Origin of the sequence: Ornithinimicrobium humiphilum (assembly GCF_006716885.1) — a bacterium.
Taxonomy (GTDB): Bacteria; Actinomycetota; Actinomycetes; order Actinomycetales; family Dermatophilaceae; genus Ornithinicoccus; species Ornithinicoccus humiphilus.
The window spans coordinates 13,613-28,311 of sequence record NZ_VFPU01000004.1 but is presented as its reverse complement, the minus strand read 5'-3'; the positions used below and the strand labels follow the sequence as shown (position 1 = coordinate 28,311).

Here is a 14,699-nt window from a genome sequence, read left to right as displayed (position 1 = left end):
GCGCGGGTGAGGGGCTCGATCGTGATCAGGGTCATCCCCGGCACTCCTGCCGCGACAGCGGTCGAGGCGGTCGGCGGCCGGATCATCCAGGCCGTCCCCGCGGCCTACTTCCCGAGCGCGCACCCCGAGGTCCAGGCCTGGGCGGAGGACCAGCTGGTCCGGTCCTCGAACGATGTGTGCCTCGAGGCCGGCGACCGGTACTCCCTGGACGACCTGCTGGACATGTGGATGGCTGCTTACGTGCGGATGCACGAGGACTGGGCCCCGACAGGTGACGTGGAAGCCACCCGTCAGGCCTTCGCCGGACGGTTCGCGCACGACCTGGACCTGCACCGCAGCAGCATCTCCCTGATCGAGGGACGTCCGACCGCGGCCGTCTTCACCATCGGACCTCTCGACGGGATCCTCATGCCCGTCCTGATCGAGATCGACCCACGCCACCCCGGGCGGGAGCTGGCCGCCAGGGCGGCGATCGCCACGATGCTCGTCCGGGCCGCCCCCACACCCGTCGAGTTCGACGGCCACGCCGACGAACCCACCTACATGCGGATCCTGCAGGACATTCCGCAGCGGTCCAACGGCAAGCTCACACCCATGAACCTCGTCGAGATCAGTGAGCAGGACGCGCGCCCCGCCACCGGTCCCGGTTCGCCCTCCCCCGGCACGGGAGGCCGGTGCAGCCCCGGTGGCTGAGCACGTTCACCACGTGGCCAGCCTTCGTCTGCACGCGGAGGGTCTGTTGGGCCGACGGAAGAACGTCGGTAGCCGTGCTCGTCGTAGTGCAACCCCCCGAACCTTGCACGAGCAGAGCTGCTAGCACGAGATGTGCGAGGCAACGCGGTTCGCGGCAGTGCGTGCGCTACCCCCGGGCAGCGCGTCCCCGGGGATACGGTCCGTCCCAGGCGACCCCGCCTCCCCCACCGTGCCATCGCACTGATCCCGGCGGCTGGTCTGCTGACCGGCTGTTCCGGTGAGCAGGAGGACGGCTCCACGCTCAGGGCCGACCCGGATCTTCCGTTCGCGTCCTTCCAGCGGCCCGCTGACGGCAGCACCCTGCGGCACCGCGGCCACGTGATGGCACCGGAATGGGAAATGCACGGGACCGTCACTCTGCGGAACGGGTGCGTGGGGCTCGGGTACACGAACGAGGAAAGGGACCAGGAGTTCGCCACACTCGGGGTACCGCTGCCGGCAACGTGGGATGCCGGCACTCAGACCGTGAGTGGGACGGGATACGAGTTCGTCGTGGGGGACACGCTCGATCTGTCCGGACAGCTCATCGACGATGAGGCGGCGCTACCGAGTGCCTGCCGGGGCGGAACCCGCAGGATCCTCGTCAGCAACGACAGCTGGATCCGCTCAGCCGGGTGATCCCAGGCTCGGGAGCGACCAGCCCAGACGGCAGAAGTACTGACGCAGCGCCTGTCGCTAGAAGTTGCTCGCCATGTTGGTGAACCGGCTGTAGTGACCCTGGAAGGCGACGACGATCGTGTCGGTCGGGCCGTTTCGGTGCTTGGCCACGATCACGTCGGCCTCGCCCTCGCGCTGCGACTCGCGCTCGTAGAGCGACTCGCGGTGCAGCAGGATGACGACGTCGGCGTCCTGCTCGATCGAGCCGGACTCGCGCAGGTCGCTCATCTGCGGCTTCTTGTCGGTGCGCTGCTCGGGACCACGATTCAGCTGGGAGAGCGCGATAAGCGGCACCTCGAGCTCCTTGGCGAGCAGCTTGAGGGCACGGCTGAACTCCGCGACCTCCTGCTGGCGCGACTCGACGCGCTTGCCCGAGCTCATCAGCTGGAGGTAGTCGACGATGACGAGCTTGAGGTTGTGCTGCTGCTTGAGGCGCCGGCACTTGGCGCGGATCTCCATCAGCGACATGTTGGGCGAGTCGTCGATGAACAGCGGCGCGTCGTGGATGCGGCCCTGGGTCTCCGCCAGGCGGGTCCAGTCGCGGTCGCGCATGTTGCCCTTGCGCATGTTCTGCAGCGGGATCTCCGACTCCGCCGACAGCAGACGCATGGTGATCTCGGTGCGGCTCATCTCCAGCGAGAAGACGACGGCGGGCATGCGGGCGTGGATCGCGGCGGCCCGCGCGATATCCAGCGCGAACGTCGACTTTCCGACGGCGGGTCGTGCCGCGACGATGATCATCTGACCGGGGTGCAGGCCGTTGGTCAGCTCGTCCAGGTCGGTGAACCCGGTGGGCACGCCGACCATCTCGCCGGTCGAGGACGCGTTGTGCTCGATCTCGTCGGTCGTGGGCTGGATGAGGTCGCCGATGGCGTGGTAGTCCTCGCCGCCGCGGCGGTCGGCGACCGCGAAGACCTCGGCCTGGGCCGCGTTGACGACCTCCTCGACGTCACCGCCGCCGTAGCCGATCTGCACGATGCGCGTGCCGGCCTCGACGAGGCGGCGCAGGATCGCCCGCTCGGCCACGATCTCGGCGTAGTAGGAGGCGTTGGCCGCCGTCGGCACCTGGGCGATGAGCTGGTGAAGGTAGGCGGTGCCACCGACGCGTGCCAGGTCGCCCCGCTTGGTCAGCTCGTCGGCCACGGTGATCGCGTCGACGGGCTCGCCGCGCGAGAAGAGGTCGATGATCGCCTCGAAGATACGCTCGTGCGCGGGCCGGTAGAAGTCCGCGGCCTTGACGATCTCGGAGCACTCGCCGATCGCGTCCTTGGACAGCAGCATCGCGCCGATGGCGCTCATCTCGGCGGCCACGTCCTGCGGCGGGAGCCGGTCCTCCCCGGGAGCCTCCGGGGTCCCGTAGGCCTGCTCCAGCTCGCTCAGCGACATACGCCCTCCAACTCCTTCTCCGACCGTGCGAGCAGTCCATCACCACCCACTGACACCCGACCTCGCCCGCCGGTCATCAGGTCACCGTAGGACCTCGCCCGACTCCCACCAAACGTCCCTGTGGACAGGATGTGGACCGTATGTGGAGGAGTGGTGGACGACGCGCCGCAGGGGGTGCGGGCAGGTGTGGACAGCCCCTGTGGACGACGAACCACTTGCGCCCCATCAACCCCTCTGACCTGCGTTTTCGGGATGCACAGGCTGTGGACGAAAACTCGTTTGGCAGACTCCTGCCCCGTGAGCACCTCTACGCCCCACCCACCCCCGCAGCCCGACGAGGGCATGCGTCGCGAGGTGCTCCGGCTGGCCGTCCCCGCCTTCCTCGCCCTCGTCGCCGAGCCGATGTTCCTGCTCGCGGACTCCGCGATCGTCGGCTACCTCGGCACCGCCCCGCTCGCCGGCCTCGGCGTGGCCAGCGGCATCCTGCTCACCGCGGTCAACATCTTCGTCTTCCTCGCCTACGGCACCACCGCGGTCGTGTCCCGCCGCCTGGGCGCCGGCGACCAGAAGGGTGCCGTCAGCGCCGGTGTCGACGGCATGTGGCTGGCCCTGGTCCTCGGGGTGGTGGCGGCCGCGGCCATCGCGATCTGGGCCGGTCCCCTCGTCGCCGTCTTCGGCACCTCCCCCGAGGCCAGCGCGGAGGCGGTCACCTACCTGCGCATCTCGGCCCTCGGCATACCGCCGATGCTCGTGGTGCTCGCGGCTACCGGCGTGCTGCGCGGGATGCTCGACACCCAGACCCCGCTCGTCGTCGCGACCGTCGGGTTCACCGTCAACGCCCTCCTCTCGCTCTTCCTCGTCCACGGGGTCGGGTGGGGCATCGGCGGTGCCGCCTGGGGCTCGGTCATCGCCCAGACGGGTATGGGGCTCGCGCTCGCCTGGGTGGTCGTCCGCGGCGCCCGGCAGATCGACGCCTCGCTGGCCTTCACGCCCGCCGGCGTGCTCCGCTCGGCGATCGACGGCGTGCCCCTGCTGGTGCGCACGCTCGCGCTGCGCGCGGTCCTCCTCGTCACCACCTGGGTGGCCGCCGGTCTCGGCGTCGCCGAGCTCGCCGCGCACCAGGTCGCGATGACCGTCTGGGGCGCGCTGGCCTTCGCCCTCGACGCCCTGGCGATCGCCGCCCAGGCGCTGACCGGACGTGCACTGGGTGCCGGCGACGTCGCGGGCACCCGTGCGGTGACCTGGATGATGGTGCGCTGGAGCGTCTGGTTCGGGCTCGGCCTCGGCGTCCTGATCGTTGCCCTGCACCGGGTGATCCCGCTGGGCTTCTCCAGCGACGACGCGGTCCGCACCGCCCTGGCGCTGACCTTGCTCGTGGTGGCCGTCGGGCAGCCGATCGCAGGGATCGCCTTCGTCCTGGACGGCGTCCTCATCGGCGCCGGCGACGCCCGCTGGCTGGCCGTCGCCCAGACCGTCTTCCTCGTCGCCTACCTGCCGATGGTGCTCGCCGTCTGGTTCTCCGGCGTCGACGGGCGGGCCGGGCTGATCTGGCTCTGGATCGCCTTCACCGGCTACATGGCCGTGCGCACGGCCGGGCTGCTCTGGCGGGCGCGCGGCGACGCCTGGATGGTGACCGGCGCTGCCCGCTGACGGGCAGGCTGACGCACCCGGCGCCGGACGAGGTGCGGTGTCAGCCCTGCGGGCGGTCCGGCATACCGGTGCCGGACTGGCCGCCCGCCGCCGGGCTCGGGCCGGGCGGGGCCGCGCCCGGCTGGAGGCGCCGTCCGCGGCTGCCGAGGTGGATGTCGGCCAGCTCGACCTGGCCGGTGCGGAAGCCCGCGCGGCCCACCATGTGGGCTCCGGCGGGGATCGTCAGCAGCTGGAAGACGCCGATGAGCACGAGCATCCCGACGTCGAGACCCGAGCGGGTGCGCAGGCCCACGCCGAGGATGACGAGGAGGACACCCAGCACCTGCGGCTTGGTGCCGGCGTGCATGCGGGTCAGCAGATCGGGGAAGCGGAGCAGGCCGATTCCGGCCACGAGGCAGAGCATGGCCCCCATGAGGAGGAAGACGAGACCGAGGAGGTCCGCGACGGTGGTCCAGCTCACTTCGGCACCTCCGGGTCACGGTCCTTGGCCACGAAGCGCGCCACCGCCACCGAGCCCATGAAGCCGACGAGCGAGAGCGAGATGAGCAGCGGCAGCGTCGTCGAGCCGTCGGTCAGCGCCGCCTGGGCGCCGAGGGAGCAGATGACGATCGAGACGAGCGTGTCCGAGCCGACGACGCGGTCCAGCACGCTCGGGCCGATGGTGATGCGGATGAGCACGAGCAGGGCGGAGAGGGCGAGGAGGCCACCGATCATCCACGCCAGCACGGTCTCGACCAGGTCCAGGCTCATCGCTCCTCCTCCGTGGTCGCGTCGCGCAGGGAGTCCCGCACACCCCCGACGGTCTCGTCGCTCTGCACCTGGGCCAGCGCGGGCACGGGCGGGCGGCGCCGCGGGTCGAGCACGGAGTTGGGGTCGGGGTGGAAGGCCCGCAGCACGCGCGCCTCCTGCGCGAGCACCCGGCGGCGCACCATCTGCGCCTGCCGCAACGTGGTGACGTCGAGGGCGTGCAGGGTGAGCAGCCGCTCGTGCGGCTCGAGGTCGATGACGACGGTGCCGGGGACGAGGGCGACCATCTCGGCGGTGATCGTCTGGAGCAGCTCCTCGTCTCCGGCGAGCTCGATGTCCATCACCGCGCCCCGGGTCGTGGGACCGTGCCGGATCGCCAGCCAGGACACCTCGAGCGAGGCGACGACGAGGTCGTAGAGGAAGCGGCCCATCAGCACCATCGTGGCCAGGGGACGCACGACGAAGCGCACCTGGACCCGCGGCAGCGGGAAGAGCAGCAGCACGAGAGCGGCCACCGCCGCCCCGCCGACGACGGTGAGCGGATCGGGGGCGCCCCACAGCAGGACCCACACGGCGGTGAGCCACAGGACCGAGCCGATGGAGATCCGACGGCGGGCGATGGTGTTCACAACGTCACCCCCGGTCCGAGGACGGCCTCGAGGTAGGGCTGGCGCAGCATCAGGTCGACCGCCGCCCGCGTGGTGATGTCGTAGAGCGGCCCGGCCACCACCGTCAGCCCGACCGTGATGGCGACCAGGGTGCTGGTCGGGACCAGGACGCCGAGGCCGAGCGCCTCGTGGTGACCGCCGCGGATCGGGCCGCTGCCGGTGATGCCCTCGGGGTTCTCGGACCAGAAGGCGCGGCCCCAGACCCGGGCGACGGCATACAGGGTGAGCAGCGAGGTGAGCACCGAGCCGACCACCACGGTCATCGCCAGCCAGCCGCCGTCCTGCACGCCGGCCTGGAGGAGGCCGACCTTGCCGAGGAAACCGGTGAAGGGCGGGATGCCGCCGAGGTTCATCGCCGGGATGAAGAAGAGGATGCCTACCACCGGGGAGATCCGCGCCAGGTTGCCGAGGCGACTGGTGTCGCTGGAGCCGCCGACGCGCTCGATGAGGCCGGTGACCAGGAAGAGCGTGGTCTGGATGAGGATGTGGTGGACGACGTAGAAGATCGCGGCCGCCAGGCCGGCGGTCGAGCCCACCGCGATGCCGAAGAGCATGTAGCCGATGTGGCTGACGAGCGTGAACGAGAGCATCCGCTTGATGTCGTCCTGGACGATCGCACCGAGGATGCCCACCACCATGGTCAGCAGCGAGGCCCACAGCAGCAGGTCGTCGAGGCGCGAGCTCGGGAAGAGCAGCGTCTGCACGCGGATCATCGCGTAGATCCCGACCTTGGTGAGCAGGCCGGCGAAGACGGCCGTGATCGGCGCGGGGGCGGTCGGGTAGGAGTCGGGCAGCCATCCCGACATCGGGAAGACCGCCGCCTTGACCGCGAAGCCGATGAGCAGCATGAGCTGCATGACCGCGATGGTGCCCGAGGGCAGGTCGCCGATCCGCTGCGCCAGCAGGGCGAGGTTGATGGTGCCGGTCGAGCTGTAGACCATGCTGATCGCCATGAGGAAGATCAGCGAGGAGAGCAGCGAGACCAGCACGTAGGTCGTGCCGGCCCGGACGCGCTCGGCGGTGCCACCCAGCGTCAGCAGCACGAAGCTCGCGGCCAGCAGCATCTCGAAGCCGACGTAGATGTGGAACAGGTCCCCGGAGATGAAGGTCGTCGTGACGCCCGCGGCGAGGACGAGGATCGTGGGGTGGAAGACGGGCAGCGGCGAGTGGCCGTCGCTCTCGTCGTCGAAGGAGCTCGCGCCCTGGCCGATCGAGTAGCCGAGGACGCTCATCGTCACGGTCGTCGAGACGATGACCATGAGGGCCGCGATGCGGTCCACGACCAGGACCACGCCCTCCCAGGGAAGCCACCCGCCGACGTAGACGACCTGTGCGCCCTGCTGGTCGGCGGCCCAGAGCAGGACGCCGGCGAGCACGAGCATGCAGCTCAGGACGGTCATGCTCACGGTGCGCTGCACCCAGGTGCGGCCCGCGGCCGCCAGGGCCAGGCCGGCGCCGACCAGGGGAAGCACGACGAGCAGCGGCACCATCCACGCGTAGGGGGTGATCACGGGCGCTCCCCCTCGTCGGTCGCCGGGTCGGGCTCGGGCACCGGGTTGCCACCGCCGGGGGCGTCGTCCCCGGCGCTCACGTCGTGGTCGTCGTCGGGATCGGCGAGCGGGGCGTCGCCGGAGTCGCCGGTGCCGGAGGCCGCGCCCACCAGGCCGCCCGCCTCGGCCACGTCGTCACGGTGGTACTTGCTCTCGGTCCGCTCGCCCTCGGCCGCGATCTGCTCGGCGACGTCGCGCGCCGAGGGGCTGCCGGTGTCGTCGGCCTCCGCGCGGGCGTGGATGCGCGCCGACTCGGTGTCGTCGCTGACGAGGTCGACGCCGGAGAGCTGGCGGCCGCGGTGGGCCAGCGCGAGCACGAAGGCGGTCATGCCGAGCGTGATGACGATCGCGGTCAGCACCAGCGCCTGCGGGACCGGGTCGGCCATCGGGGCGTCGGAGCCGTCGACGATCGGAGGTGCACCGGCGGGGCCGGAGGCGACGATGAAGAGCAGGTTGGCGCCATTGCCCAGGAGCAGGAAGCCCATGAGCGCACGGACGAGGGATCGCGACAGGAACAGGTAGGTGCCGGTCGCGATGAGGGCGGAGGCGACGACGATCGTCGTGATGTTGGGGCTCACGCGCGCACCTCCTCCCGCTCGGCCTGCTGCTCCCGCTCGTCGCGGATCTGGTCGTCGATGCCGGAGCCGAAGCTGCGGAGGATGTCGAGCATCAGCCCGATGACGACGAGGTAGACGCCGAGGTCGAAGAGCAGCGAGGTCACGACGTGGACCTCACCCAGCAGCGGGATGTGCAGGTCGGTGACCCAGCTGCGCAGCGGGGGCGAGCCCAGCAGCATCGGCAGCGCGGCGGAGCCCGCGGCGATGCCCAGGCCGGAGCCCAGCAGCGCGGCGGGGCGCACCGGCAGCGCGGCCCGCAGCTCGGCGCCGTAGCCCGCGAGGTAGCGCAGGCACAGCGCCAGGCCGGCGACGATGCCCGCGGCGAAACCGCCGCCGGGGTCGTTGTGACCGGAGAAGAGCAGGTAGACCGACCACAGCATGATCGTGTGGAAGACCAGGTGGGTGACGATCTCCAGGATCGTCGAGCGCCGGTCCGGGTCGAGCACGTCGGTGCCCGCGATCCAGGAGGTGCCCGAGGGGGTCACCGGCTCGGCGTCGGGCTCCACCCGGCCACCGGCCCAGCGGGAGCGGGCGCGCAGGATGCCGCGGGTGGCGCGCTGCATGTTGTCGTCGCGGAGGAAGATGAGGCTCGCGACACCGGTCGCCGTCGCCAGCACGACCGACAGCTCGCCCATGGTGTCCCAGGCGCGGACGTCGACGAGGATGACGTTGACGATGTTGGAGCCGCCGCCGTAGTCGACGGAGCGCTCGGCCAGGTCGACGCCGGCGGGCTCGTGCACCCGGGACCCGGCCGCCAGCGCCGCGAGGACACCGACCATGGTGCCGACGGAGATGCCGAGCAGCGCGCGCACCCGGCGGGTGAGCCTGGTCGGGTCGTCGGGGAAGCGCCCGGACAGCCGGCGCAGCACGAGGACGAGCACGACGAGCGTCACGGTCTCGACGAGCAGCTGGGTCAGGGCCAGGTCGGGCGCCCCATGGAGCAGGAACAGCAGGGCGGTGCCGTAGCCGGTGACGCTGACCAGGAAGACGGCGCGCAGCCGGCGGCGGGCGCGGGTGGCGAGGTAGGCGGCCAGGACGACCAGCGCGCCGGTGAGCACCTGCGACGGGGAGTCGAACCAGCGCACCTCGTCGGGCCAGCTGATCTGCCGCGTGACCAGGGTCAGGCCCGGCAGGACGACGACGACGGTGAAGATCGTGCCCAGCAGCACCGGCAGCGAACCGCGCTGCATGAAGCCGGTGACCTCGAGCGCCACGCGGTCCACGCCACGCATGATGTGGTGGTAGGTCCGGCCGGCGTCGAAGGGGAAGAGCGGCACCGGCACCTCGACCGGGCGGCGTGCCTGGCCCCACCACCACGCGAGGCCGAGCGCCCAGATGCCGATCGAGACCAGCAGCGGCAGGCTCACGCCGTGCCACAGCCCCAGGTGCACCTCGTGGGCGTCGGCGACGTGCTCGACGGTGGTGGTGTGCGTCTCGAGCACGCCCTCGAGGCGGGTCGAGGTGAGGCCCAGCACGAGGCCGCCCAGCGAGAGCAGCGAGGGTATGCCGACGAGCACCCAGGTGGGCTTGTGCCAGCGGGGCGGGGTCGGCTTGCCGGTCGGCGGGCGCGCACCGTCGGTGAAGGCGCCCCAGACGAATCGGGTCGAGTAGGCCATGGTGAGGACCGACCCGAGGACGACGGCGACGCCGGCCATCCCCTGCAGCGACCACCAGCCGTCGACGGGGTGGAGGACGGCGCCCAGCGCGGCCTCCTTGCCGACGAAGCCGATCAGCACGGGGAGCCCGGCCATCGACATCGCCGACAGCGTGGCAAAGATCGCCAGCACCGGCATGTGCCCCCGGACGCCGACGAGGCGACGGATGTCGCGGGTCCCGACCGAGTGGTCGATCGTGCCCACCGTGAGGAAGAGCGAGGACTTGAAGAGCGCGTGCGCGACGACCAGCGTCAGTCCGGCCAGGGTGGCCCCGGCGCTGCCGTAGCCCAGCAGCAGCACGAGGAAGCCGAGCTGGCTGACCGTGCCGTAGGCCAGGAGCAGCTTGAGGTCGTTCTGCCGCGTGGCGCGGAACGCGCCGAGCAGCATCGTGCCGCCGCCCAGCACCAGGACGATCCACTGCCAGGCCGGCAGGTCGGCATACCCCGGGGCGAGGCGCGCGACGAGGTAGACGCCGGCCTTGACCATCGCCGCGGCGTGCAGGTAGGCGCTGATGGGTGTTGGTGCCACCATCGCGCCCGGCAGCCAGAAGTGGAAGGGGATCAGGGCCGACTTGCTGATCGCGCCCACGAGGAGGAGCACGATCCCGGCGGTGACCACCGGGGAGGTGATCGGGTGCCGCACGACCTCGCCGAGGCTGTAGGTGCCCGCCGTGTGCCCGATCATCACGATGCCGACGAGCATCGCCAGACCACCCGCGGTCGTGACGATGAGCGCCTGCTTGGCCGCCCGGGTGCTGGCCTGGCTCGTCGACAGGTAGCCGATGAGCAGGTAGGACAGGACGGTCGTGATCTCCCAGAAGACGTAGAGCAGCAGGAGGTTGTCGGACGTTACGAGGCCGAGCATCGCGCCTGCGAAGCCGACGAGGCTGGCGGCCAGGAGAGCGACGTTGTTCTCGCCGTCGGAGTCGACGTAGTGGGCGCAGTAGAGCAGGACGAGGGCACCCACGCCGGACACGACGAGGGTGAGGACCCACGCCAGGACGTCCATCCGGAAGACCAGGTCCATGCCGAGGTCGGGGACCCAGGCGAAGCGTTCGGTGTAGCCCTCCCCGTCGCGGGCGGCGCCCAGCTGCGTCGCGGCCCAGACCGCGGTCGCCGCGGGGGCCAGGGCGACGGGCGCGAAGGCGCGCGACCCGAAGCGGCGCACCAGGGTGGGGGCCACGATCGCAGCCCCCAGGTGCAGCACGAGGAGGGCAACGATCACGATGAAGGGCCCTCCTGGGGTGTGCGTGCGCGTACGGCGTGGGGAAAGTCTACCGTCGGGGTGTCGTCCGGCTCACACCGGGGAGCCTGGACGAGATTTTGACATGCCCTGGACAGGGCTGGGACGCGGCAGACGTACGACGGCCCCGGTCCCGCTGGGCGGGGCCGGGGCCGTCGCGGACCGGCCGGGCACGAGGCCCGGCCGACCGGTGTCAGGCAGCGGTGACGGTGACCGTCAGGTCCGCGGAGACGCCCTCGTGCAGGCGCACGTGGACGGCGTGGTCGCCGAGCGTGCGGATCGGGGCCGGGACCTCGATCTGGCGCTTGTCGACCTGCGGGCCGCCGGCGGCCACGATCGCCTCGGCGATCTCGGCCGGGGTGACGGCGCCGAACAGACGACCGCCCTGGCCCGCACGGGCCGCGACGGTGATGGTGGTGCCCTCCAGGCGACCCTTGGCGGCCGAGGCCTCCTCGGCCGACTTCAGCGCACGCTTGGAGCGCGCCGCGGTGATGGAGTCGACCTGCTTCTGGCCACCCTTGGTCCACGGGGTCGCGACCTTGCGGGGCAGCAGGAAGTTACGGGCGTAGCCGTCCTTGACGTCCACGACGTCGCCGGGGGTGCCCAGGCCGGACACGGGCTGGGTCAGAATGAGCTTCATCAGCTTCTCCTTGTCGTCGCGGGGTCAGCGGGCGGAGCTGCTGTAGGGCAGCAGCGCCATCTCGCGGGCGTTCTTCACCGCGTTGGCGATGCGGCGCTGCTCCTGGACGGAGACGCCGGTGACGCGACGCGCGCGGATCTTGCCGCGGTCGGAGATGAACTTGCGAAGCAGCGCGGTGTCCTTGTAGTCGATCGACTCGATCTTCGCGGACTTGAGCGGGTTCGCCTTCTTCTTGGGCTTACGCACAACGGGCTTGGCCATCGTGGTGCTCTCCCCTTTCGTGAGAGCCCGAGCGGTGCTCGGGATGGTGTGTAACTGAAGGTGTTGCGTGGATCAGAACGGCGGCTCGTCGTAGGACGGCGCACCGCCCCAGCCACCGGACTGCTGCTGGCCGGACTGGCCACCACCGGTCGCCCACGGGTCGGACTCGGGCTGGCCGCCGCCGGACTGCGGGCCGGACTGCTGTCCGCCCCAGCCGCCCTGCTGACCACCGGGCTGGCCACCGGCCGGCTGCCCGCCGCCCTGGTTGCCGCCCCAGCCGCCCTGCTGACCGCCACCGCGCTGGGCCTTGGTCACCTTGGCGGTGGCGTAGCGCAGCGAGGGGCCGATCTCGTCGACCTGCATCTCCATGACGGTGCGGTTCTCGCCCTCCTGGGTCTGCCAGGAGCGCGAGACGAGCCGACCGGTCACGACGACGCGGGTGCCGCGGGTGAGGGACTCCGAGACGTTCTCCGCCGCCTCGCGCCAGACCGAGCAGCGCATGAACAGCGTCTCGCCGTCCTTGAACTCGTTGGTCTGGCGGTCGAAGGTGCGCGGGGTGGACGCCACCGTGAAGTTGGCGACGGCCGCACCGCTCGGGGTGAAGCGCAGCTCGGGGTCGGCCGTCAGGTTGCCGACGATGGTGATGGGGGTCTCTCCGGCCATGTCAGGTCGTCCTCGATCTGGGGGTGTCTGGGTGGGATCTGTCCAGCAGGTGTGCCGCGGGCGACGCTCAGGCGTCGCGGCGCAGCAGCTTGGTCCGCAGGACGGACTCGTTGAGGCCCAGCTGGCGGTCCAGCTCCTGGGCGGTCGCGGGCTCGGCGGTCATCTGGACGACCGCGTAGATCCCCTCGGCCTGCTTCTTGATCTCGTAGGCCAGGCGACGGCGTCCCATGACGTCGATCTCGTCGACGGAGCCACCCTCCTTACCCACGACAGCGAGCATCTTCTCCAGCGTCGGCTGGAGGCTCCGCTCGTCGGTCTCGGGGTCGAGGATGATCATCAGTTCGTACTGACGCATGCGTGAACCCACCTCCTTCGGTCTCATGGCGGTCACGGTCTCTCCGTGACAGGAGGGCTTCATACGTCGCCACCGCCCCCACCCTGCCACCGACCGCTCGGTCGGGTGCGTGGTCGTCCACAGGCGCGAGCCGGCGGACACGGGGAACGGTGAACCCCTCCACGATACCGGCCGCGGCCGGTGCCGTCCTAATCCCGTGGCGACCCACCTCGGCGCCCGCTCGACACGCCCGGACCCCCGGGGGCGCTCCGTCCGACCGGCCCCGGTCTACATTCGCCCCATGAACCCGGGGACCGCGCCGGTGCGGCTCTACCCGCGTGGCTTCCTTCTCTCGCCCGCGGCCGAGCCGCTCCTCGACGACCTCGGAACCTTCCGGACCCTCCCGCTGCCGGGCTACGTCCTCCAGGTCGACGAGCTGGCCGAGGTGTCGGTCGCCGTGCACGGCGACGACTGGGTGGCCGTGGTCGGCAAGGCCTGGCCCCTGAGCAGCGGCGACCTTCCCTCCGACGGCGACCCTGCCCGTCATCTGCTGCCCCGGCTGCTGCTCGGGGGCGCCGCAGCGGTCGAGTCCGCCCTCTACGACGTCTCCGGCCGGTATGCCGTGCTGGCCCGGACCGGCGGCCGGGTGGTCGCCTGGAACGACGCCGCCGCGACGCGATCGGTCTTCTTCGACGCCGCCCGCCGGCGGGTGTCGAGCCACTACGACATCCTGCGGCGCGGCCGCACCGGCACGCCCGACCGGCTGCCCTTCGGCGCGAAGGTGGGCGTCAACCTCCTCCTCGACCTGACCTCGCAGCCGGGGATCGGTGCCCTGGTCGCCAACCACCGCCTCGAGCTCGGGGACGGACGCCAGGTCCGCTTCCACGGCAACGGCGCCAACCCGGCCCTCGAGCTGTCCGTGTCCGAGCGCCTGGAGCTGGTCGAGGACCTGTGGACCGAGCAGCTCGACCGCCTGGTCGCCCTGGGGGTCCCGCTCGTCATGTCGATGAGCGGCGGCCTGGACTCGCGGGCGATGCTCGCGATGGCGCGCGAGCACCGGGCGTTCTTCCGGAGCTTCACCTACACCAGCGCCTCGGCCGTCGAGGGGCGGCCGCCGCGCAACCGCTGGGAGGAGGTCGTCGGCCTCGACCACGAGCTCACGCAGCAGATGCGCGAGCTCCTGCCCCCCGACCACCACGTCATCGTCCGCACCCCGTCGGCCTGGGCGCAGGCCAACAAGGAGGTCCTGGCCCGCAACTCCACGCACGAGCACGGGCGGTGGCTGCTGCCCACCTACCTGTCCATCACGCCCGACCCCCGGTCGGTCCACTACCGCGGCAACCTGTTCGAGATCGGCCGCTGCTACTGGGGCACCGCGGAGGCGGGCGAGGACCCGCTGGCCACGCTCTGCCGGGTGCTGCGGGCGCACTCGCCGAAGGTCGCCCTCCCGGACGAGACCGTGGACGCGGTGGTGCGCGAGCGCGGGGCCGCCCTCGGGTTCGACGACCTGTCCGAGCACTACGCCGTGCCCGACCTCGCCTACTGGGAGCTGCGGCACGCGCGCTGGTACGCCCAGGTGCTCAACGAGACCGACACGGCCTTCGACACCTTCACCCCGCTCAACGCGCGCCGCCTGCTCGACGTCCTGCTGTCCTTCCCGGTCGAGCAGCGCGGGTCGGCCTGGGCCCAGCACGAGCTCATCCACCGCAACCACCCCTCGCTGCTCTTCTTCGGCATCAACGACCGCGCCGACCTCTACGTCCGCTTCGCGGCCCCGGCCGCCCCGGAGGGGGCTGGCGAGCCGGCGCTGGCGCGACGGTGAGAAGCGGCTCATCTGCCGCCGCCATACTGGTCCGGTCCGCCAGCACCCAGGGAG

At 71.4% G+C, this 14,699-nt stretch carries 14 protein-coding genes; 3 read left to right on the top strand and 11 right to left on the bottom strand.

Translation table 11 applies throughout. From position 1 onward, the window contains the following. The first annotated feature begins 21 nt into the window (after window positions 1-21). Window positions 22-693 carry a hypothetical protein gene (locus FB476_RS16155; RefSeq protein ID WP_141821315.1) on the top strand — a complete coding sequence of 224 codons (672 nt, stop codon included), beginning with the start codon at window positions 22-24 and terminating at the stop codon, window positions 691-693. A 735-nt stretch (window positions 694-1,428) separates the two neighbouring features. On the opposite strand, the gene dnaB is transcribed toward FB476_RS16155, so the two are convergent. Next, entirely contained in the window at window positions 1,429-2,796 is a 1,368-nt protein-coding gene (gene dnaB, locus FB476_RS16150) for a replicative DNA helicase (protein WP_141821313.1), read from the bottom strand. A gap of 342 nt (window positions 2,797-3,138) precedes the next feature. Between dnaB and FB476_RS16145 the strand changes: the two genes are divergently transcribed. Further along, window positions 3,139-4,446: an MATE family efflux transporter gene (locus FB476_RS16145; RefSeq protein WP_141821351.1), complete on the top strand. Its 1,308-nt coding sequence runs from the start codon at window positions 3,139-3,141 to the stop codon at window positions 4,444-4,446. Window positions 4,447-4,486: 40 nt separating this feature from the next. Here the strand turns inward: FB476_RS16145 and mnhG are convergent, their stop codons facing one another. The 10 genes from mnhG to rpsF form a co-directional block, all read right to left on the bottom strand. Next, on the bottom strand, window positions 4,487-4,906 hold the full coding sequence (gene mnhG / locus FB476_RS16140) for a monovalent cation/H(+) antiporter subunit G (RefSeq protein WP_141821311.1): 420 nt from the start codon (window positions 4,904-4,906) through the stop codon (window positions 4,487-4,489). Continuing rightward, on the bottom strand, window positions 4,903-5,196 hold the full coding sequence (locus FB476_RS16135) for a monovalent cation/H+ antiporter complex subunit F (RefSeq protein ID WP_141821309.1): 294 nt from the start codon (window positions 5,194-5,196) through the stop codon (window positions 4,903-4,905). The genes mnhG and FB476_RS16135 overlap by 4 nt, the downstream gene beginning before the upstream one ends. After that, on the bottom strand, window positions 5,193-5,822 hold the full coding sequence (locus FB476_RS16130; RefSeq protein ID WP_141821307.1) for a Na+/H+ antiporter subunit E: 630 nt from the start codon (window positions 5,820-5,822) through the stop codon (window positions 5,193-5,195). The genes FB476_RS16135 and FB476_RS16130 overlap by 4 nt, the downstream gene beginning before the upstream one ends. Further along, window positions 5,819-7,351 carry a Na+/H+ antiporter subunit D gene (locus tag FB476_RS16125; RefSeq protein ID WP_141821349.1) on the bottom strand — a complete coding sequence of 511 codons (1,533 nt, stop codon included), beginning with the start codon at window positions 7,349-7,351 and terminating at the stop codon, window positions 5,819-5,821. The genes FB476_RS16130 and FB476_RS16125 overlap by 4 nt, the downstream gene beginning before the upstream one ends. A 17-nt stretch (window positions 7,352-7,368) precedes the next feature. Beyond that, window positions 7,369-7,989 (bottom strand): Na(+)/H(+) antiporter subunit C, encoded by a 621-nt coding sequence (locus FB476_RS16120; protein WP_141821305.1) that lies wholly within the window; start codon window positions 7,987-7,989, stop codon window positions 7,369-7,371. Continuing rightward, window positions 7,986-10,907 carry a Na+/H+ antiporter subunit A gene (locus FB476_RS16115; protein WP_141821303.1) on the bottom strand — a complete coding sequence of 974 codons (2,922 nt, stop codon included), beginning with the start codon at window positions 10,905-10,907 and terminating at the stop codon, window positions 7,986-7,988. Before FB476_RS16115 ends, FB476_RS16120 begins: the two co-directional genes overlap by 4 nt. Window positions 10,908-11,118: 211 nt before the next feature. After that, entirely contained in the window at window positions 11,119-11,565 is a 447-nt protein-coding gene (rplI, locus tag FB476_RS16110; RefSeq protein WP_141821301.1) for a 50S ribosomal protein L9, read from the bottom strand. A gap of 24 nt (window positions 11,566-11,589) precedes the next feature. Further along, window positions 11,590-11,826, bottom strand: a complete 237-nt coding sequence (gene rpsR / locus FB476_RS16105; RefSeq protein WP_022920097.1) for a 30S ribosomal protein S18 — start codon at window positions 11,824-11,826, stop codon at window positions 11,590-11,592. Between the two features lie 72 nt (window positions 11,827-11,898). After that, window positions 11,899-12,489 (bottom strand): single-stranded DNA-binding protein, encoded by a 591-nt coding sequence (locus FB476_RS16100; protein WP_141821299.1) that lies wholly within the window; start codon window positions 12,487-12,489, stop codon window positions 11,899-11,901. Between the two features lie 67 nt (window positions 12,490-12,556). Next, on the bottom strand, window positions 12,557-12,844 hold the full coding sequence (gene rpsF, locus FB476_RS16095) for a 30S ribosomal protein S6 (protein WP_141821297.1): 288 nt from the start codon (window positions 12,842-12,844) through the stop codon (window positions 12,557-12,559). 280 nt (window positions 12,845-13,124) lie between these two features. Here rpsF and FB476_RS16090 point away from each other — a divergent pair, with 280 nt between their 5' ends. Continuing rightward, window positions 13,125-14,645, top strand: coding sequence for a hypothetical protein (locus FB476_RS16090; RefSeq protein ID WP_141821295.1), 1,521 nt, complete (start codon window positions 13,125-13,127; stop codon window positions 14,643-14,645). Window positions 14,646-14,699: the final 54 nt, after the last annotated feature.

What these genes read in the sequence shown, in the direction of transcription:
- rpsF (WP_141821297.1), bottom strand. Translation starts at nt 12,844, where the DNA reads ATGCGTCAGTACGAACTGATGATCATCCTCGACCCCGAGACCGACGAG.
- dnaB (WP_141821313.1), bottom strand. Translation starts at nt 2,796, where the DNA reads ATGTCGCTGAGCGAGCTGGAGCAGGCCTACGGGACCCCGGAGGCTCCC.
- rplI (WP_141821301.1), bottom strand. Translation starts at nt 11,565, where the DNA reads ATGAAGCTCATTCTGACCCAGCCCGTGTCCGGCCTGGGCACCCCCGGC.
- FB476_RS16145 (WP_141821351.1), top strand. Translation starts at nt 3,139, where the DNA reads ATGCGTCGCGAGGTGCTCCGGCTGGCCGTCCCCGCCTTCCTCGCCCTC.
- FB476_RS16135 (WP_141821309.1), bottom strand. Translation starts at nt 5,196, where the DNA reads ATGAGCCTGGACCTGGTCGAGACCGTGCTGGCGTGGATGATCGGTGGC.
- FB476_RS16100 (WP_141821299.1), bottom strand. Translation starts at nt 12,489, where the DNA reads ATGGCCGGAGAGACCCCCATCACCATCGTCGGCAACCTGACGGCCGAC.
- FB476_RS16125 (WP_141821349.1), bottom strand. Translation starts at nt 7,351, where the DNA reads ATGGTGCCGCTGCTCGTCGTGCTTCCCCTGGTCGGCGCCGGCCTGGCC.
- rpsR (WP_022920097.1), bottom strand. Translation starts at nt 11,826, where the DNA reads ATGGCCAAGCCCGTTGTGCGTAAGCCCAAGAAGAAGGCGAACCCGCTC.
- FB476_RS16090 (WP_141821295.1), top strand. Translation starts at nt 13,125, where the DNA reads ATGAACCCGGGGACCGCGCCGGTGCGGCTCTACCCGCGTGGCTTCCTT.